The sequence below is a fragment of the Vibrio sp. V15_P4S5T153 genome (genome assembly GCF_963874485.1).
Classification (GTDB): Bacteria; Pseudomonadota; Gammaproteobacteria; order Enterobacterales; family Vibrionaceae; genus Vibrio; species Vibrio anguillarum.
Window position 1 is genome coordinate 181,076 of sequence record NZ_CAWNHR010000017.1, and the last position, 18,895, is coordinate 199,970.

The window sequence follows — 18,895 nt, forward strand, 5'->3', positions numbered from 1 at the left end:
ACACTAATCTAATTGAGAGATCCACTGACTAGGTGGAGCTGGGGGCTATCTCTCAATGTTTGGAACAAGGTCGAGTGAATGTATCGGCATCACCCCTTAAACTCCCAAATTTTTTGGGCTTTAACCGCAACTCACGTCTTCTGCGGCAACCTTGAAATCAGCCTCGTTGCTGGACTTGAACCTGCGACCCCTTAAAAGGATTAAGGCGCTCTACCAACTGAGCTAAACGAGGAAATTGTTACTGAGAAGCTATCTAGAGATAGCTGTTCACTAACAACTTAATTGAAGCCAAACAAGCTCTTTGGCTAGAGCCTTCTCTTTCCCATAGATCCCTAGCGAGTAAGCTTTCTAGGGCGGTCGGGAGGATTAAGCAAGCAACCCCGAATGCCTTGCGTAAAAAGTGGCGGAGAGAGAGGGGTTCGAACCCTCGATGCAGCTATAAACTACATACTCCCTTAGCAGGGGAGCGCTTTCAACCTCTCAGCCACCTCTCCGTTTTTACACTCGTGATAAAGTCTTACTCAAGGGCGAGAGTTAAAGTCATATCCAGTGTAAGTACTGCCCATTCAGCACAAAATAAGTTTAGTACTCGCGGTATGGTTATGTTCCAAGGGAGGGAATCATGGTTATACCCAATACTTGTGCGTCCCTAACACACGACCTCTGTTTAGCCTCATAAGCCCTTTTGCGGTAGAAGAGGACACCGCGCATACCATTATGAGTCGGAAGCCTTAGATGCTCTTACAGCTTCATCCGTCAAATCACCGAAGTGGAGCAATCAGACATTCGTTTAGCGATATTGTCGCGAAATTGGTGCGGGTATTTCACGATACCCGCATGAGAAAAGTAGAGTGCTACAACACAAACCCATAGGAATTATGTATCAATACTTTTCGCAAAATGTGGCGGTGAGTGAGGGGTTCGAACCCTCGATACAGCTATAAACTATATATGCGCTTTCCAGGCGCACTCCTTCAGCCTATCAGCCATTTCTCCAAATTTAGGCTGAATTAAGGTTACTGGGATTTTACAAGTCAAAGTGTCTTACCGTTTCTTGTAACTTAACCAGACCACATTCAGCACATTTCTAAATTCACGAACATGAATTTAGAAGTATGCTGAAAGACCGAAACATCGATCAAACAGCCACTTCGAGTTGAGATAGGACGGCGAACTCAACCCATTTACACATCTACGAGCCGTCATGTTTGCATAATGACCAGATTTGAACTGGTTCAATCGCCGCTACACCACTCTCAAATTGGTCATTGTCTACAAATAAATTGTAGGTAGGCGATTATCACCTTGAGAGTCATTATGCATAAGCTGCTGAAAATCAACAGCTAAAATAAGAAAGCCAATTTTTTAAAGAACAAAAACTATGATTTATATGTTTACCATAATTAAATGCACTGAAACTTACATTTTAGAACACTTAAGTATGGCAGAGGCGGCTGGAATCGAACCAGCGACCAATGGTTTAGAAGACCATTGCTCTATCCCCTGAGCTACGCCCCCACTGCCGTTGAGTTATTAATTAGAATAAATAAAATGAGTAAGCTCATAATAAACTAATCAAATGTAATCATCAACTTATTTCTTTATGTTTATGGTGGCTCGGGAGGGACTTGAACCCCCGACACAAGAATTATGAGTTCTCCGTTCTAACCAACTGAACTACCGAGCCGATTAATAAACATTATCTTATATGACTTTGATTATTTATTGCTAACAAAAGCCACATTAAAAGCAATTAACTTCTAAATGAAGACCCTCTAAGATTAAATTTAAGATGGTTGGTCGAGGGAGACTCGAACTCCCGACATCAAGATTATGAGTCTTGCGTTCTAACCGACTGAACTATCGACCAATTACTTAAAAAAATATCATTCTATGGGTTTGCCACAATTAAGTGCTTTAAATTATTATAAAAAACACTTAAGTATGGCAGAGGCGGCTGGAATCGAACCAGCGACCAATGGTTTAGAAGACCATTGCTCTATCCCCTGAGCTACGCCCCCGCTGATGAGACTTTATATTATCAAATCAAATTAACTAGTCAAGATGTTTTTAAAAAAAGTTTTTTAATCAACAGTTTATAATGATTTTATCTGGTGTCTCGGGAAGGGCTTGAACCCCCCGACACAAGAATTATGAGTTCTCTCTAACCAACTGAACTACCGAGCCATTTAGATAAATAACAATAAATAACAGCTTAAAATCAAAACTAACTAAAACCAAATTTTTTTACAAGTTTTAATGACTAAAGCCACTATAGAAAACGAATATAAAAGTAAAGATAAACATTATCAAGCAAGCTGGGCAAGAAAACTACCATGTTAAAAAATATAAATATATATTTTTCATTAGCTTACCATTAGTTTGTTTATTTATATTTGTTAGCCATACTTAAATGCTTTAAAGACATAAAAAAGCACTTAAGTATGGCAGAGGCGGCTGGAATCGAACCAGCGACCAATGGTTTAGAAGACCATTGCTCTATCCCCTGAGCTACGCCCCCGCTGATGAGACTTTATATTAATGATTCAAATTAGAATGTCAATAACAAATTTTATCTTTCTTTAAATCAACGTCTTAAGCTTAATAAATCAACAACTCTAAATTTCAATCTCTGTTACCACTTAACGTTATTGAAAAACCATAAGTAGAATGAAAGAAGTCAATATTGGTGATTTTGGCTGCTCTACCTTTAAATGCACTTCAAGTGTTGATAAATACATTAAAAGCTAGGGTGTCCTGGCAGGGGTAACAGGATTCGAACCTGTGACCTTCGGTTTCGTAGACCGACACTCTAAATCCGCTGAGCTATACCCCCAGACCAGAAGGCTCTCGCCCTCTTGTTGATTACAGTATATGGGGAATATGAAGTGCCTGTCAACAACTAAATTGAAAAAAATCCAATTAAATCAAACGCTTATGACATTTTTCTATGGACGACAAAAGCCCTCGCCAATTAAGACGATTTTTGATTAAGATGCAATCATCGGACTATAAAAATCACATAGTCACAAAGGAAAGCTAATACAAAATTTGTTTAATATTGCGCAGAGATGCGCACAGAGAAGCTTACCTACGTCTTATAGTAGATAAACTGGATATTCGACTGGATAAGAAGATTGGAGTTTCGAAAGTTTCAATAGCATCAAAGTCAGAGATCTTTGAGAGGAATTCTGACTGTAGGCATTCAGCTTGTGGTGTCTCCATATGGGGAGAACCATATTCTTTTGACGTTTTCATTTTTGTTCTCATTATTTATATACAACTATTTAATTATATAGATTGGATTTTTCCATGTAAAGATTTTCATTCAAAATCGTTTCTTTAAAGGTCGGTTTCAGATAGGCGTCTAATTTCCTCAATGCGTGTCACAGAAGAGCAATCATCATCAATCCAAAAGGCAATATCGTCCAACGAAATGCTTGTATGCTGCAAAATGAAATCTTCCTTTTGCATCCCTTCACAAAAGATAACAATATCCTCTGGAAAGTGCTCAAAGATGTCATCATTACCGCTGTGAACTGAACGCGCAGTACAAATCATGATGTCGAAACCTGAATCTTTAAAAATTCTCATAACCGACTTGAACAGGGACACGTTTAGGCTGATCGTTCGATCAAAATCGAACATGATGATCTTTTTCTTCATTCGATAGTCTCTTTTAATTTGTTTCAACCTTTATACCATTAAAGATGATAGTTATCAATATTGTTGACTCTTAATGCTATGCATGTATACTACAAACAAAATCCTGGAGGCTAAATGATACCTGAAAATGTACAGCAGTTGATTGATAAGATTGATTCTGGAGTAATTCTAGATTCATTTGATGAGATTCTATCATTCGTAAAACAGGGTGATTTTGTAGGAATGAATGAGCTACAAAAGCGATTTAGTGATGACGGGAAGCTTTCTGAAGACTTCATTAGCAACCATTTTCAATCACTTCGTTCGCTGTTAATCTCGGAAAAATTGCAATCGATTGGAATGTACGCGCCTATTTCTTTAGAGGGAGCTGATTTATTCGTAAGGTTCTTTAATGAGCTTTCAGTTATAGACCCAATAGCTGGAAGAGGATTCTTTGCAAAAGCACTGAGAAAGCGCGGCGTTGAGGTTCTGGCTGGCGATATAAACCCATACAAACCTGTAACTGAAGTTGAACAGAGCTGTGCAAAAAACCTTGTAGAAATCCATAAAGACAAATACGATCTACTATCATTGTGCTGGCCTGAGATGAGTGAGCTAGATTATGAGCTTGCTTTGCAATGGGGTGTATCAAAACCCATCCTTTTTTATGGTGAAATTGGTGGATGTACAGGAAGCTCAACATTCAGGGATCATTTTATTCAGCTATTTTCTTTAGATAGCCCTGATGATTATCTAGATCATGTTAATCAATCAATGTACTTTGGCTATTTGATGCCTGAGGATTATACTCCTGGAGACTTCAGAAAAAGCATTGATGTTGCTGTCTACGCATTACACACCGTGTTAAAGCGTCAATCATACACCATAGCTGACTTGTACTTAGGTGATAAAGAATTCATCAAGGATAAGATTCAGTCAGAAGTTATGATTAAAGAAGCACTAGCAAAAATTTTGACTTCAAAAAGATGGGTGCCTCTTAAAGATAGGCTAGAAAAAATTACCCCTCAGATACGAGATGAAGTAAAGCGAATCATCGTTATGTTTAGTAAAGAACCGAACCGATTCAATTTAAGTGAGTCGGAGTCAAAAGCCATCAACAAGCTAAGAGACGTTTTATTGAAACTGGGCTGATTTTCAGCCCTTAAATAATTAAAGTGAAATCATGAAAAAGTACGCTGAAATTACAAAATCAAATCAATCAAAAATCGAAAATTCATACTTCCATAAAACCGTCAAAGCTATGCTTGACTTCATCGATGTGTATCCACCGTCTGTAATGACGAAAATTAATGATGATAAGAAGCTTAGAAAAATTTCGGTTATGGCAGATCCAGTATATAAACTACAATCTTCCTTCGGTAGTACGGTGAATGACATTAAGTCTTCTATCATCCTAGCAAGTAATGAAAACGTAATCCCTCATTTTATTGATGAGATGGCAATGTTCGCAGCAAAATTCAAATACTTGTTAGAAGAAAAGGATAAGCTAAAATCATCTCAAGAGCTTAATGCATACTACAAAGATCTGAAGCTTAAACAAAAAGATATTAAAGACTCTCTTGTTTCGGATTTGAAGAAATTCTCAGAAAGTTTTGATATCGGTATCGATATTAAGCAAGCAATTATTATGTTTGATATCTTATCAGATAAGCACTATCTTACTTTAACGCTTAAACGAAGCTTTGAAGATGGTGAAAAATCAGTCAGTAAGCATCTTTCATTAATTGATAAACTTTATGAAAAATCACAACAAGTTGAAGAATTGCTTGTGGGAGATACTGTTTTAGATATGGTTAAAAAGACTAAAATCTCGAAAAGAAATCTAAAGAATCACTTTATCGAAGAAGTTAAAAAACTATTGGAAGACTCAAGCGTAAACATTAAGCTGTCAAAAGCAGACATTTTGAATATCATCAAATAAAGTAAAAGGGCGGTACAAACCGCCCTTTTTTATTTCTTAATTAAAATGAATGTGAAGTGCAATGCCATTAGTAATGCCACTACAATAAATCCAAACAAACTTAGTTCCATCAGTGTGATGTCAGCAAACAGGGTTGGTGATACCCCACAAATACCATGAGGCTGAAATATAAAAGGAAAAATAGAGTCCAGAGGAAGGAAGCTTGGGAATGGTGATGATGTTGAACAAGTTGCGATCATTTTGCCTTTTTCAATCATTAGACCTTCATAAGTAAAGCTAAGCATCCAGTAGATTGAAGCTACAGATGATAGGAAAACAAGAGGTTTCTTGAACCAGTCAATCTTCCCATCAGGTAAAACAATTTGAACTAACCCTGCTATACCCATAAGAGTTACAGCGCTTCTCATCAACACACACAAAGAACATGGCTGATATCCTAAACCATACTGTATGAAGAGAGCTAAAGCTTCTGATCCCAAAGAAATTGCGATTAAAAAATATCCAAATAACTGTTTGTTTTTAATTAAGTCTATAAATTTACTTTTCATTTGATTAAACCTAGTGTTATAGTTCGGGCTATTGATTACGGAGCATTACATAAATTGGTAAAACTTTCAAAAAGATTTTGCCGCTAAGTTTTTATGCTTTATAATAATCAAGAATCATTAATCAATAAATTAAATAGTAATAATTTAAGGAATAAAAAATGGCATCTCGTGGCATAAATAAAGTCATTCTTGTCGGCAATCTAGGTAACGATCCTGAAGTTCGTCCTATGCCGAATGGTGGTAATGTAGCTAACATAACTATCGCTACTTCTGAGTCATGGCGTGATAAAGCGACAGGCGAGCAACGTGAGAAAACTGAATGGCACCGCGTGTCACTGTTTGGCGTTCTGGCTGATGTAGCAGCTCAATACCTGAAAAAAGGTTCTCAAGTATACGTCGAAGGTCAACTTCAAACTCGTAAATGGCAAGATCAGCAAGGTCAAGATCGCTACACAACTGAAGTAGTTGTTCAAGGATACCAAGGCGTAATGCAAATGCTTGGTGGTCGCCCACAGGGTCAACCTCCTCAAGGTCAACCTGCTCAAGGTCAACACCAAGGTCAACACCAAGGTCAACACCAAGGTCAACACCAAGGTCAACACCAAGGTCAACACCAAGGTCAACACCAAGGTCAACACCAAGGTCAACACCAAGGTCAACACCAAGGTCAACACCAAGGTCAACACCAAGGTCAACACCAAGGTCAACACCAAGGTCAACACCAAGGTCAACCTGATCAAGGTAATCATCAGTCTTATGATTCACCTCAAAAATTCTCTCAGCCGAGCGATCAAGGCTTCCCACAAGGTAATGGTCAACCTCAACAATACGCTGCTCCGCAACAACATGCTCCACAGCAGCAATTCAATGAGCCGCCAATGGACTTTGATGACGACATCCCGTTTTAGCTAAGTCTCTGATTTGTAACGATATTTTCCAAAAAAAGCCCACTTAATAGTGGGTTTTATTTTGCCTAAAAACCACATATTGACTCAGAGTTCAACATATGTATAATGGAGTCAATTGAGAAATCAAAAAATAGGTAAAAGTAATGAAAGTGAATAAAGTCCTAATGGGAGTTTTGGCTACAATCTCGTTAAACGTTCAGTCTGCAACTTACGAAATGGAAAGAGCTGATACATACTATGCAATTAAGTCTGATCATGTAGCATCTGTTTGCTTCAATCTAGCAAGAGAATCTCTGATTGAAGCGGGTCTAAGTCCTCAATCAGCTATTAGGGAAGACATCTACAATACGTGCATGTCAAAGCTTTCAAAACTTGATACTTTCACAGCAAAAAGAAAGTACTAACTTTTATCGAAACGAAAAAGCCAGCTATAAGCCAAGGCGTTCGACTAATTTGTTGAAATAAATGCTGGGCTATAAATAAAGACTTATAATACAGGTAACTATCTGCATTGTAGGTCTTTATTTTTTGGTAAGATATTTTCCCCAGATGATAAGTGGGTGAATGAGGTTTTCTAGCAACAATTTTTAGTGAGTCAATGTATTTTCATTAATAATTATCTCACCACCAGTGTCTTTTTCAATTATTTCCACAAGGGTTGCCCCAAATGCATTCATCTCCCCAACCCTCTGTCCAGTTTCTTTTTCAAAATACTCAGTAACTTGAGAAAGAGTTACGTGATCATCAGAAAGTATCTCGACAGTTTGCTTTAATGGCTTCCTAAATGTTATTTGACCTGTTTTTTCAAAACAAGCTAAAAATCGCTTCATTGTTTTGTCCTTTTTACTTAAGTTAGTTAAGGTTCGCTTAATTTTCAACAAATTAAGCGAGCGGCTTGGCTATAAGCTGGCTTTTTGATTAAAATGCTGGCACCCATCCTTTTGGAGTACTGCTTTTATTCTTTATTGGCTTTTCTTCAGGAATCAAAAGTCTATCCTTCCATACATGAAATTTTTTCTGATCTATTTTACTCATTATTGGGAAAAGATTTTTTTGGAATGTATCAAGGTTATTGTAGTAAAGTGTGCTTTCCTTAAGATTCTCGAAATCTCTAGCTATCAAATTCATCGAGTATAATTGGTTAGAAACTTTAGTTCGAGTAAACTCTAATCCTGAAATATCAGCAATCACTTCTCTCTCGTCATTATTTCTATATTGCTCAATAGCTTTCTTGATACTTACTGGACTACCATGCTTATCATAAACCTTGTGGTTTAAGCACTTTTTCAGCTTATCCTCTATCAAAGGAAGGCAAGTATCGAAGTCAATCAGAATTCTATCTTTTGGCACATTAAAGGAAAAAAGGTGTGCATCTAAAGAAATCGTAGAATCCTTTGTGAAAACGATGGAAGGCATTGAGTTAGCTATATTCAAGCAGCTAGAAATATTGTGTGATAATGAATCAACCCCAAACCCATTTAAGTCACTATCGTTCTCTAACATTAGAACTCTATACAAACGAGTTGGGGTATATGACTTTTGGCTAAGTTCTACAAGTTCAGGGAACAAGGTAAGGAAATCTTCACTTGTAAACCTATCACTCTTTTTAGAGTGAGTTATATGTTGAATTAACTTTTTGTCGTGTTCGAATTTCATATAAAAACCAGGGCGTAAGTTATTTAATTTATATTAATAAAATACGCCCTCAATGTCTATTTCCTGCCTCTATGAGGGTTGTTTGCTTTCTTCCAGCCTTCAATAGCTAGTTTCTTTGTTGTGTCATGTGACTCAAACCCATAAGGGCATGAAATTGGGTCATGCACAACTACATGAGGATGATCTCTATCTAATAGGCATCCTTCGCATGGAGACTCTTTAGAACATTCTGAAGAGCAGTTTTCGCCCCAAGTTGTGTCATAAAAATACTTCGGACTTTCCTTACAGTTAAAGCACTTCAACCTATGAAGGATAATTGGATTCTCTTTTGTTGGCAGTTCTGATTCACACATCAATAAGCACTCCATTATGTAACCAGTTTACTTTATGAGCTTCATCTTCAATTGGCAATTCAAACTTTGAACACTGATTTTCAATAACCTCAGGGATAACTCGTTTTTTACGGCTTTTGTTATCAATGTGAAGTTGCGTTTTATCTTTGATAAAAACAAAAAATCGAACATAAGCTTTGTACTTAAACGCAAGTTCAGTAACCTTGCTCCTAAAGTCGTATCTGTAGTTTGTTGCATCCCAAATTACATGATTTCCACTTCTCAAGTGATCCTTTAGTTCCTCTAGTGCAATTCTTAACACTTCATTGTTCACATCTTGTGAGTCAATGTTTTTAAACCTGACTCTAATGTTGTCCATACTAATGACAGGGCATTCAGGTACTGTTTTTGTGTATGTAGATTTGCCAGAGCTAGCCACACCAACCAAAACATCTACAATTGGATAGCCCATGTGAGCATAAGGTTTACTTAGAGACTCTTCAATCATATAGATGTTGCCATCAATAATATTTGAAATGCCTTTGATACTAATATGCTCGGGGTTTTGACTTGGCTTATGAATTAATTTAGCAACTTTTTCTTTTTGCTTTAGCTCATAATCTTTGAAGTAACCACCAAGATTGTAGTCTAGATAGTTGAGTTTGAAAAACTCAACATAGTCAAGTTGCTCTTGTTTGTCTTCACAGCCTCTGCCTAAGATATCTGCCATTGCTAAGTAATAAAGCAGGTCGAGAGATTTTACCTCTCTAAATAGGCGAATGTATGAACGGTAGTCTTCATTTCGGATCACCAATAACTTTGCTTGCTGGTGGAATCCAACTAGCTTGATGATGACCAACCATTCTTCATATGTAAGCTCATGTGGCTTTTTGCATGAAAATAATAATGATGCACCAATCTGCTCGTGCTTTGGCGCTACAAAGCGAATCTCGCCATTGATTTCTCTTTCATGAGTTGTGATTGGCTTCGCGTAGTCGTGCAAAGCTGCTGACCAAAGAAGAATTTTTTGTTCAGACTCAGAAAGTTGCGGATTTTTTAAAATTAGTTTTTTCATCTCTTGGATAACTAGGTCTGTGTGAATTTTCACATTACCTTCACTATGCCAACGACTGTCTTGAACGGTACTTTCAAATTCCGCTAGTAGAGGAAATTCTTGAAGGTGATTGTTCAAAACTGAGTCTAGAGAGAAAGAATGAACAAAATCACTCATACTGCCTCCTTATAGCTTTTCTTATTATATATAAAAACAGGCACAAGTAAATGCCTTGTGCCTACTAAGCGAGTTTTTTTTGTAGCTATAAATTAGTATGCGAACATTAAATCTTTTGGATTTAAAGTAGAACAAACAACGTTTTTATCACCGACACATAAGTAATCAATTCCTTCTTTGGTGCCTTTCCAGACGCTAGAACCAGGCTTAATTAAGGGTATCTCTCTATCCAGAGCAAAAGATTTATTATTGCTAACTAAAACAAGGGTTAAATTCCTAACAATATGTACTGAGTCTCTAGTGATACCAGAATCAAAATCTTTATAGGTGTAAACATATGATTGCTCGACAGTTCCAATCCTTTCAAACTCATTTTTAGCGATCTCTTTCATGCTATCAGTTTTTTGAAACTGAGCTTGCCTTTGTTCGTATTGAGCCGTTTTTACGTCTTTAAAAAATGAGAAGCCTAACGTACTAAAAGCACAGAAAGCTGTGACAAGTAAAACAATTCTTAAACTCAGATTTCTTTCATTTCTTTTATCCACTTTATCTTACCTTTTGCGATTATAGTTTTCTGATTGTGCCTTTCTCTAAGGCTGAAATTATAGTATCTAATTTTGAAGTGTTCTGTGAAGAAATTTCAATCAAGTGAGAAACTGAACTTTCAACTTTTGAATCTTTACTGAGATCTACAGCTTTGTATTTAGACGGATTTTTTATCTCGTCTAGCTCTCTTTGTTTTCTCACTGCTGCCGTGTGTAGATCGTCGTATAGGTTACTTTGAATTGAAGCCCTTACTATGGAACTGATAAATGTTCCATACATGATCAGCGACACAAATGAGCCGAAAGCAATAACTGTTATTCCTTGATTTGCAGTATTAGCAACATAGAATGCACTTAAGAGCGGTATCAAAGAAGTAATTGAGATTCTTACACTTCGTTCAATTGCATTATTCATCGAGCGATATTTATCGTAGTTTGTTATCTTGGTTACTTTCGTGTCGTTTTTCCAAGCAGTTTCATTATCAGAAAACTTTTGCCTTAGTCCGTCAACGTATTCAGAGGCGTAGTAAACAAGTAGGAAGGCGATGATCCCAGCAAGGTAGTAAGGTACGAATTGAAAGTAACAGCCTATAGCTATCGCTATACTGAAAATTGCATTGAAAAAAATCATGTTTCATTCTCTTTGAGTGTTTATTATACAGTTATTGTTTTTAAAGTAAATAATGCTTGACTTGGTTTTTATTTATTTTAATATTTGGGTGGTTGGTAAGCAATACCAATGACAAAAAAATTAATCAATTAAAGTAAGGATTTAACTATGGCTAAGCGCGTTGGTGCTAAGAAAGCACTTCAAATGATGGATGATGTTAAAAAGCATGTTGCTCAACAAGCTAAGAAAGAGTCCAAAGACAAATCCTAATTTTTAGGTATTAAGAAAACCTTAGCTATTAAGCCAGGGTTTTTTGATCTGTAAGGGAAATGCTGAATGCGATACTCATTACTAATCTGTATGATTTTAATGCTCGGCTGTGCAAGAGCGAATGCAATGGATAAGACAGGAGTCGAACCGTCAGATCCATTCAATTTTTCTAAAATTGCCGATGATCTCATGAAAAGTTATGACATTGTGGATATGAAAATTTCAATGTTCAGTGAGCAAAACACGGTATGTCGATTTTTAAAAATGTCATTCTTCGAGATTGAAGTGGTATCGAGACTTATAGATTTCGGCGGTGATGATTTGCAAGGAACTCAAAACGCTAAGCAATATCAGCAGTATTTTCTGAATAGAAAGATTCAGTTTGATGAAAGAACCAGTCTGTCTATGGGTGTGGGCGCGGTACTATCATTTAAAACTGATGAATCCATGAGAAATCTTCTTGCGAACAATGCTTTGGTAATTGAAAAGACAGGCGTTCCCGTAATGATGTCTCAAATTTCATTCAATACAATCCAACCGATCTCAGAGCATTCAACTATAAATTTTGGGATTAAGGTCGTAAAGGATTTTGACGCATTCGGATCAAAAAAGGGTATGTATCAAAAGAGTATGAGTGAGTCTCAGCTATCCTTAGAATACGTGCTTATATTTTAACTTTTTATATTGATTAATAATTGTCATAACGTTATGGTTAATGGCTAATTAAATTAAATTAAATAAAATCTAGTCAATCTAAAGGATTCTTCATGAAAACTCATGTGCAAACAGAAAATCAAGATAATTCGAACTTTCAACACTTACAATCAATAATGCTTTCAAAGCGTAGTGCGTACTATGTAAAGAGCGAATCATCTTCCAACCCTGTGAGCGCTGAAATCGCTAAAGAGATTTTTGATGAGATAGACACAGAGATGCTGCGTCTAGGTTACGTCATGTCAGCACATTTAAAGCTTTCGTTAAAACAGCTTTCAGAAGAATCTTTGATTGAAGAAGCCAAATCACTTATCTATACGCTTTCTGAAGCAAAAGGTGATCTTAATAATTTTGTGACTCTTCACGCCAACTTCCCTTATACAGCTCAAGATCGTTCTTACCATGATAACCGAGCTGGAGTGATTTTTAGCCACATCTTCGGCTTAAATGCCAAACCTACTTCACTTCAGGTCAAGCTACCATGCGGTTGTTCTTTCGATGATCAATTATTCGACTTATCCATGTTCAATGCTTGCCCTGTATGCCAGCATCAAGTCGAGGGATTATCCGACAATGTAGAAGGTGAAAAGCAAGGAACTGTTGAATTTTCTCTTAACGATAACATCGTTAAGTTATCAAATGTTGGACTAGCATCTAAAGCTGATTTATTTGAGGTTTTCGGCAACTTACTAGTATCAAGCACATCAGTTACGGCTTTTGATAAAGAGTTTGTTAAGCAAGTCATTATTACATTCAAAGAAGAGGCTCTTGAATACATTCCTGTTTCGATTGCACATAAAGAACAACTTTGCTTTCTTACTGGAGTGATTTCTGAACACTTGCCAGATGCTATTGGGCTTATGAGAGACAAATTCAAAACATATACGGATGTGTTGCGATTAGCAGCTTACCTGAGTGGTTTTGATGTTTCTCTTGAGGCATGTAAGAAAATCAGATTTAAGCTGTCCAGAAAGCAACGTAAGTTGGTTATGACTCTATTAGATAGACATATGCTTATGGAAGACATGATTCGTCGTAGAGGGCTTTTCTTAGCCTTAGGTCGATACTTACATGTTGGAGCTGAATCAAACAAGTATCCTCATGCTGCACATGCTTTCAATGTCCTACGCAACGACCATAAAAGTATCAAGACTTTTAACTCGAAGAAAGAAGCTCTGTTGATGGATGCTATGGGTGTTCAGCAGACTCCAAAAGGAACTATCCCTAAAAAAGACGTGGAAATTCATTTACACAACACATCTTTGAAAGTAACTATTGGTGATACTGTTGGTGATAAAACACTAAAAACTCTCCTAGCCATGTGTTCGGAAAAACATGAAAGTGTTGAATCTTCTGAAAAGCTTGCTACTGATTTAAAAGAAAGAGGTGAAGCATTCACAGCTTTGGTAAGCTTGCTTTCTTCACGACCAGGAGAGTTTGCCAGAAATATCGATTTGATGTTGAGAATTGGCGATGCTTTAGGCGATGATTACACCGAAATTGTAATTAATGCTTTAGAAAAATCAGTTGTTCATGAATTGAAGATTAGTCAGTTATTCCAACTAAGAGCTTATTTTAATAGCCCTGTGGTAAATGAAGGATACCGATACTTCATTCCAAAAGGAAACCGAGCTAAACTTTTCTATCTTGAAGAGGATAAGCGAGATTCACTGAGTCAAGCTAATGCTAATAAAGTATCATTATGTTTATTAGCAGAAATCAACAATCGGCTATCTCAAAAAGAATCCTTGGGTACTGTTTACATTGATCCAGCATTAAAGAACATTGTTCTTCCGCTTTCCATGCGATCTATGGCTTCCTCACTATCACTTTATCCAAGAGGTAGCCGAATTCCTTTAGAGAAAGATGCTGACATCCTGCGTATGTTCATGTACTGGAAAGGTGAAGTTGATTTTGACTTGAGTGCAAAAGCGCTTGATGAAAGCTGGAACACAATGAAAGATATTGGGTATTGGACATACTGGGATTGTGAGCCAGAGGATACATACTCTGATTGGAGTCAGGACGAATGGGCTAGGTTCAGTGGCGATATTCAAGATGCACCATTGGGCGCTGCTGAGTGTATTGATATCAATATCAAAAAATGCGCTGACATGGGTATCCGATATGTAGTTATGTTCGTTAATATCTTCAGCGGCGGTAAATTTGAAGATTACAATGCCTTTGTTGGAGTGATGGAAAGAAAGGATGCTAAAGTTGGTGAGTTGTTTGAACCATCTTCTGTTAGTCAGAAACTTGACCTTGTTGGAGAAAGCAAAGGTTGCGTTCCTTTAATCTTGGATGTCCAGGATATGTCTTACTTCGTTTGCGATATGGACTCTTCGACTAGAGCCGATGGTCTAAACTCCAGCACAGAATCTAAAAAGATGATTAATATCGCTAAATCAACGGAAGCAATGAGCCGTACAAATCCTACGATGTACGACTTGGTGTTAGCGAATGCTGTTGCAAGAGGTCAACGTGTCACTTTAGTAGATAAACCTATTGAAGAAATCGTTAATGATGAAGTCGTGAGGCACGAAATTGACTTTAGATTCGATATGGATTTTGCCATGCAATTAGATACCGTAATGGGTAAATGGCTTGTAGATTAAGGTTGTAATAAAAAAGCCCATTCAATTGAATGGGCTTTTAATTTAAAGATAAAAAAGATTGCATTTAGAATACCTTTAGAGTAGTATTTACAACATGGAAGCTTAGAGATGACTTTGAGTTTCTATATCATGGCTTAGAATTTTCTTCCTTCTAACTATATTTTTTCTTTCAAAAAAACTCTGATAGAGAATTCAATTTCCATGATTCGCAACTTTGTTGCGATACCATTAGATACTTTCTAGCGTCTAATGGTATCTCATTAGAGATTGCACGGCACAAAACTTTCTTCCTTCTAACTTACAAAATTAAAATTGCATATTTGATCATAGAGAGTTTAATTTCCGATAAAAGCACCCAGAAGGGTGCTTTTTGCTTTTATAAAATAATAAAATTGGCGATAAGGGGTTAATAAATGAAAGATTATGAGCTGATATATCAAGGAATTTTAGAAAAAAATCGGGATTTGATAACTACTGAGGATATTATCGTCGCACTACACCTAAAGAACATTCTTAATCAAAAGATTGTCATGATCAGGTCTATGAGCAAAGAAAACGATAAGGAAACAGTAATTAATAAGCTTGAGCGAAAGGTTTCTGAGCTTGAGAAAGTGGCTTTGCCAGTGAATGTTATTGATACCATAGAGTGCTTAGAAAAACTGATAAACAAAAACCCAAACAAGCTAACTGACTTCGATTTATGCTTATCAGAATCGCTCAGAGAGCGTCTGGCTGGTCTTCATAGCTATTTAAGGGGGAAGTGTAGTAGAACCAGTTTTGGAAAGAGAGCGCCTTTCACAATCACTTCACTAAAAAGGCTTCCATATAAAAAAGATTTTCGATTGATTTTTCATTCAATAAAGAGAGCCAGTGACATTGCAGATGAGATTTCAATGTATAAAATCTGGTGCATGGATGGAAATGCAGTCAATGGTCTTGTAATTCATAAAGATAGAGAAAGATACCTGAATCAGTTAAAAAAACTAAAAGAAGACCTTAATGCAAATATGGATAAAGTTAAGGTTTGGGTTAATTTGCCGAATAGATAAAAATATAGAAACCTCTACCTTGAGGTCTCTATGTTTTCTAAAGCTCTAGAACTCTAGAGCTTTTTCATTAGAAGTATTTATGTCATAAATATAATCTTCAAAATTCCTGTCTCGCAGATCTATCAGTTCATTTCGATTGCAATCTACATAATCACCCAAGCTTGCGCTTTCAGATTCAATGTCGTTGAGGACTTTTGTAGATAAATTTCTTGATTGATGATTTAGTTTAAGAATATTTAAATATTTCTGAGTTTCGATTGAGCTTCCATTATATGCATACGCCATATTAAGAACATATGGTGAAATCTCTCCAGACTCAACTCTTTCTATGAATTCATCATAATCCATATATTCATCAAGATTGGAGTTTTTTAGGATAATATCAAATACATCTATTTGAAGATCGTGAGAGTACAATGAATGGTTTACTGGGATCTTAAAAGTATCAATCCCGTCATATTCATTCATCTTGTGATAGATATTCTCAGCCTCACCCCTAACTGACTCTCTATCAGAAATCAGTACAGCACTTTTCGACATTGTATTCAATTCATATAGAAGTGCTTCATACATCAAAGAACCAAAACCAGGATGTGCTCCAACACTCCCTAAAATTCTATATGCGATTTTTCCACCAATACTTTCATTGGTGTTGAGCGCAGCAATAGAACCAATTACTGAAACCTTTTGGTTTTCATTTATAGTGATGCCTTCATTTTTTTCAGCGCAATTCATATATAAACTGATAGTGATATGCTCTTTTCCCAATTTAACGTAGAGAGAAGGCTTACCTTTTGCGATCATTTTGATGTTTGAGACAGTATGTTTACCAAGCATTAATATTACCATTTAGTTTTTATTTAATTATACATTAAAAAGCACTCCAAAAGAGTGCTTTTTAATAATTAAAATAACCTTAACTAGATCTACAAACGTCATTAATGACTTCATTAATCCTGTTTTGTACTTGATCATAATCTCGATTTTTCATTTCATGAATAAGTATTAATAGAGCTTTTGCATCCTTGATTATTGATTTACCACATGGATTAGAATCAACACTTTCATCTTTATAAATGACTGCCGTTGCTATACCTACATCATTCATCGATAACTGATATAACACATCTCCCCATCGAAACTCAGAACAGTCAATTTCAAACCGTTCAATGCTATCACCTCCGCGTGAAACAATCTCTTCAACCATTTGAGAAGCGCCAGGAGCAATTGTAGACGTAACCAATAATTCTGGCATAGAGCGATTTGGTCGTAGGATTACATTTGCTCCCAAGTTTCGAATACGCTCACGGTTTCTGTCGTTAACTATTTCTGCGGTTACACCATTACTGTAGGATGTTTCCTTTTCGATGCGATAAACCATGTCAAAAACATCACTATCAGTAGAAACATCATTTTCGTCTGCGAGAATATAGACACGCTCCGCGTGATCAATCGAAATCTTTTCAAAGAAGTGCTTTTCGTTCAGATTAGCATTAACAAACTCAACACCTTTCAACTCGTCTGAAAACTCTGTGAAGTAGTTAATTAGGCTGCTGTTAGCGTCTTGATTGTTGTTCACTAATAAGATTGGAGTCTTACAGTATTTAAGCGATTTTCGATGTTGCCCCACAAACCGCTTAAGCCACAAAAAGTTGTTTCTCTCAATAGTTGATGAGTCACAATATACAATTATGTGTTTCTTTAACATAGGGAACCATCGTCCAATTTTTTTAAGTTCTCTGTGATGCTTAAACAAAAAGCCAGCTACACCAGCGGTATAGATAAATCTAGTCGGTAGGTACAGGATCATAAAAATAATCACATACCACTGCGTTAAGACATTTCCAGGGGCGTGATCCCCGTATCCAACTGTCGATGCTGTTATCACGGTAAAGTAATATGAATTTGATAAACTGATTGGATCGCTATCTACAACTACATAATTTTCCAAGTAGTAATAAAAGAAACCAATCAATAAAAATTCAGTTATGAATAGTGCTGCATGGATTATGGGTCTTTTGAACAATTTGTTTGATGAATAGTTCTTTATTAACCCCAAACGCTCCAAAACCTTTATTCGAAATAGAAAACCAAGCATTTAGTCACCAAATCACTGAACCAATTCGTTTGGCACGACTTTTTGATGTGACCAGTGTTGATCAGTCTGAACGTGTCCCTTTCTAACTGCCTTCATCACACATTTCTGGAATTCATCGTAGTGAAATCCTCGCGCTAGACGAACTACGATACCTTCTTCCTTTTCTTTATCCAGATTTTGGAAGATAGCCTTAATCTTATCCATATCGAAAATGCCGCGATATACAACTTCTACTGTTGTTAATCCCAGACTTTCGCAGATCTCTACAGTTTCGTCCCATGAGTGGCACATGTCAGTATCACGATCCCATGTGTTAAAGCACATGAAGTAGTCGGGTAGGTTCTTGTAATGAATACTATGTTTGGCGTATAGATTTTCGCCACAAATACGATGATTCGGGTTCATCATGTAACGGATTTTTGCATGAAGCTGTTTTACCCATGTAGATGATTCGTGTGAATTCATCTCAGCAGAGCGAGCATGAATATAGTCCGAAGTGAATGTTGTGCATTGCCCATCTTTCTTAATTGACACGCACACTTCTTCGCCATCCATCATGGAAAAATCATCAGCTAATTTATCATCATTAAATACCGCTTCACTGAACGGTAAGTGATACGTTCTTGGGTATTTAGGTTTTAAAATTTCCATTATTAATCTCTTTGATTTTATTGGTTGTTTTTATTATATATAAAAAAGAGGGCTAATCAAGCCCTCTGTTAATAGATATTT

At 36.6% G+C, this 18,895-nt stretch carries 17 protein-coding genes and 10 tRNA genes; 7 read left to right on the forward strand and 20 right to left on the reverse strand.

Annotated features, from left to right (window positions below):
* Nucleotides 1-160: 160 nt before the first annotated feature.
* The 11 genes from AACT42_RS11095 to AACT42_RS11145 all read right to left on the reverse strand — a co-directional run bounded on the left by AACT42_RS11095 (nt 161) and on the right by AACT42_RS11145 (nt 3,666).
* Nucleotides 161-232 (reverse strand) — tRNA-Lys (locus AACT42_RS11095).
* A 169-nt stretch (nt 233-401) separates the two neighbouring features.
* Nucleotides 402-494: transfer RNA gene (locus tag AACT42_RS11100), tRNA-Ser, on the reverse strand.
* Nucleotides 495-903: 409 nt separating this feature from the next.
* Nucleotides 904-988, reverse strand: a tRNA-Ser gene (locus tag AACT42_RS11105).
* Between the two features lie 454 nt (nt 989-1,442).
* Nucleotides 1,443-1,518 (reverse strand) — tRNA-Arg (locus tag AACT42_RS11110).
* Nucleotides 1,519-1,610: 92 nt separating this feature from the next.
* Nucleotides 1,611-1,687, reverse strand: a tRNA-Met gene (locus AACT42_RS11115).
* Between the two features lie 106 nt (nt 1,688-1,793).
* Nucleotides 1,794-1,870: transfer RNA gene (locus AACT42_RS11120), tRNA-Met, on the reverse strand.
* Between the two features lie 75 nt (nt 1,871-1,945).
* Nucleotides 1,946-2,021 (reverse strand) — tRNA-Arg (locus AACT42_RS11125).
* Nucleotides 2,022-2,112: 91 nt separating this feature from the next.
* Nucleotides 2,113-2,187: transfer RNA gene (locus tag AACT42_RS11130), tRNA-Met, on the reverse strand.
* Between the two features lie 258 nt (nt 2,188-2,445).
* Nucleotides 2,446-2,521, reverse strand: a tRNA-Arg gene (locus AACT42_RS11135).
* A gap of 237 nt (nt 2,522-2,758) precedes the next feature.
* Nucleotides 2,759-2,836: transfer RNA gene (locus tag AACT42_RS11140), tRNA-Arg, on the reverse strand.
* Nucleotides 2,837-3,342: 506 nt separating this feature from the next.
* Nucleotides 3,343-3,666: a hypothetical protein gene (locus tag AACT42_RS11145; protein ID WP_020331782.1), complete on the reverse strand. Its 324-nt coding sequence runs from the start codon at nt 3,664-3,666 to the stop codon at nt 3,343-3,345.
* 114 nt (nt 3,667-3,780) lie between these two features.
* On the opposite strand from AACT42_RS11145, the gene AACT42_RS11150 reads away from it, so the two are divergent.
* Entirely contained in the window at nt 3,781-4,797 is a 1,017-nt protein-coding gene (locus AACT42_RS11150; protein ID WP_094131639.1) for a hypothetical protein, read from the forward strand.
* A gap of 31 nt (nt 4,798-4,828) precedes the next feature.
* Nucleotides 4,829-5,587, forward strand: coding sequence for a hypothetical protein (locus AACT42_RS11155; protein ID WP_094131638.1), 759 nt, complete (start codon nt 4,829-4,831; stop codon nt 5,585-5,587).
* Between the two features lie 29 nt (nt 5,588-5,616).
* Here the strand turns inward: AACT42_RS11155 and AACT42_RS11160 are convergent, their stop codons facing one another.
* A complete protein-coding gene (locus AACT42_RS11160; RefSeq protein ID WP_094131637.1) occupies nt 5,617-6,135 on the reverse strand; it encodes a disulfide bond formation protein B in 519 nt (172 codons plus the stop codon).
* 158 nt (nt 6,136-6,293) lie between these two features.
* On the opposite strand from AACT42_RS11160, the gene ssb reads away from it, so the two are divergent.
* Together ssb and AACT42_RS11170 are read left to right on the forward strand one after the other, a co-directional pair.
* Nucleotides 6,294-7,043 carry a single-stranded DNA-binding protein gene (ssb, locus tag AACT42_RS11165; protein ID WP_094182787.1) on the forward strand — a complete coding sequence of 250 codons (750 nt, stop codon included), beginning with the start codon at nt 6,294-6,296 and terminating at the stop codon, nt 7,041-7,043.
* A 143-nt stretch (nt 7,044-7,186) separates the two neighbouring features.
* A complete protein-coding gene (locus AACT42_RS11170; RefSeq protein WP_094134239.1) occupies nt 7,187-7,447 on the forward strand; it encodes a hypothetical protein in 261 nt (86 codons plus the stop codon).
* Between the two features lie 183 nt (nt 7,448-7,630).
* Here the strand turns inward: AACT42_RS11170 and AACT42_RS11175 are convergent, their stop codons facing one another.
* The 5 genes from AACT42_RS11175 to AACT42_RS11195 form a co-directional block, all read right to left on the reverse strand.
* Nucleotides 7,631-7,873: a hypothetical protein gene (locus AACT42_RS11175; RefSeq protein WP_094134240.1), complete on the reverse strand. Its 243-nt coding sequence runs from the start codon at nt 7,871-7,873 to the stop codon at nt 7,631-7,633.
* Nucleotides 7,874-7,961: 88 nt separating this feature from the next.
* A complete protein-coding gene (locus AACT42_RS11180; RefSeq protein WP_094134241.1) occupies nt 7,962-8,699 on the reverse strand; it encodes a hypothetical protein in 738 nt (245 codons plus the stop codon).
* Nucleotides 8,700-9,044: 345 nt separating this feature from the next.
* Entirely contained in the window at nt 9,045-10,262 is a 1,218-nt protein-coding gene (locus AACT42_RS11185; RefSeq protein ID WP_094134242.1) for an AAA family ATPase, read from the reverse strand.
* Nucleotides 10,263-10,354: 92 nt separating this feature from the next.
* Nucleotides 10,355-10,807, reverse strand: a complete 453-nt coding sequence (locus AACT42_RS11190) for a hypothetical protein (protein WP_094134243.1) — start codon at nt 10,805-10,807, stop codon at nt 10,355-10,357.
* 19 nt (nt 10,808-10,826) lie between these two features.
* Entirely contained in the window at nt 10,827-11,438 is a 612-nt protein-coding gene (locus AACT42_RS11195; protein ID WP_094134244.1) for a hypothetical protein, read from the reverse strand.
* Nucleotides 11,439-11,753: 315 nt separating this feature from the next.
* On the opposite strand from AACT42_RS11195, the gene AACT42_RS11200 reads away from it, so the two are divergent.
* The 3 genes from AACT42_RS11200 (at nt 11,754) to AACT42_RS11210 (ending at nt 16,065) form a co-directional block, all read left to right on the forward strand.
* On the forward strand, nt 11,754-12,362 hold the full coding sequence (locus AACT42_RS11200; protein ID WP_094134245.1) for a hypothetical protein: 609 nt from the start codon (nt 11,754-11,756) through the stop codon (nt 12,360-12,362).
* Between the two features lie 92 nt (nt 12,363-12,454).
* A complete protein-coding gene (locus AACT42_RS11205) occupies nt 12,455-15,016 on the forward strand; it encodes a TerD family protein (RefSeq protein WP_094134246.1) in 2,562 nt (853 codons plus the stop codon).
* A 413-nt stretch (nt 15,017-15,429) separates the two neighbouring features.
* Nucleotides 15,430-16,065: a hypothetical protein gene (locus AACT42_RS11210; protein WP_094134247.1), complete on the forward strand. Its 636-nt coding sequence runs from the start codon at nt 15,430-15,432 to the stop codon at nt 16,063-16,065.
* Between the two features lie 45 nt (nt 16,066-16,110).
* Here the strand turns inward: AACT42_RS11210 and AACT42_RS11215 are convergent, their stop codons facing one another.
* The 3 genes from AACT42_RS11215 to AACT42_RS11225 form a co-directional block, all read right to left on the reverse strand.
* Nucleotides 16,111-16,902: a hypothetical protein gene (locus AACT42_RS11215; RefSeq protein ID WP_094134248.1), complete on the reverse strand. Its 792-nt coding sequence runs from the start codon at nt 16,900-16,902 to the stop codon at nt 16,111-16,113.
* 79 nt (nt 16,903-16,981) lie between these two features.
* Nucleotides 16,982-18,163, reverse strand: a complete 1,182-nt coding sequence (locus AACT42_RS11220) for a potassium channel protein (RefSeq protein ID WP_094134249.1) — start codon at nt 18,161-18,163, stop codon at nt 16,982-16,984.
* Between the two features lie 12 nt (nt 18,164-18,175).
* The gene (locus AACT42_RS11225) at nt 18,176-18,814 is read right to left on the reverse strand and encodes an RNA ligase family protein (protein WP_094134250.1); all 639 of its coding nucleotides are present in this window, start codon (nt 18,812-18,814) and stop codon (nt 18,176-18,178) included.
* Between the last annotated feature and the right edge of the window lie 81 nt (nt 18,815-18,895).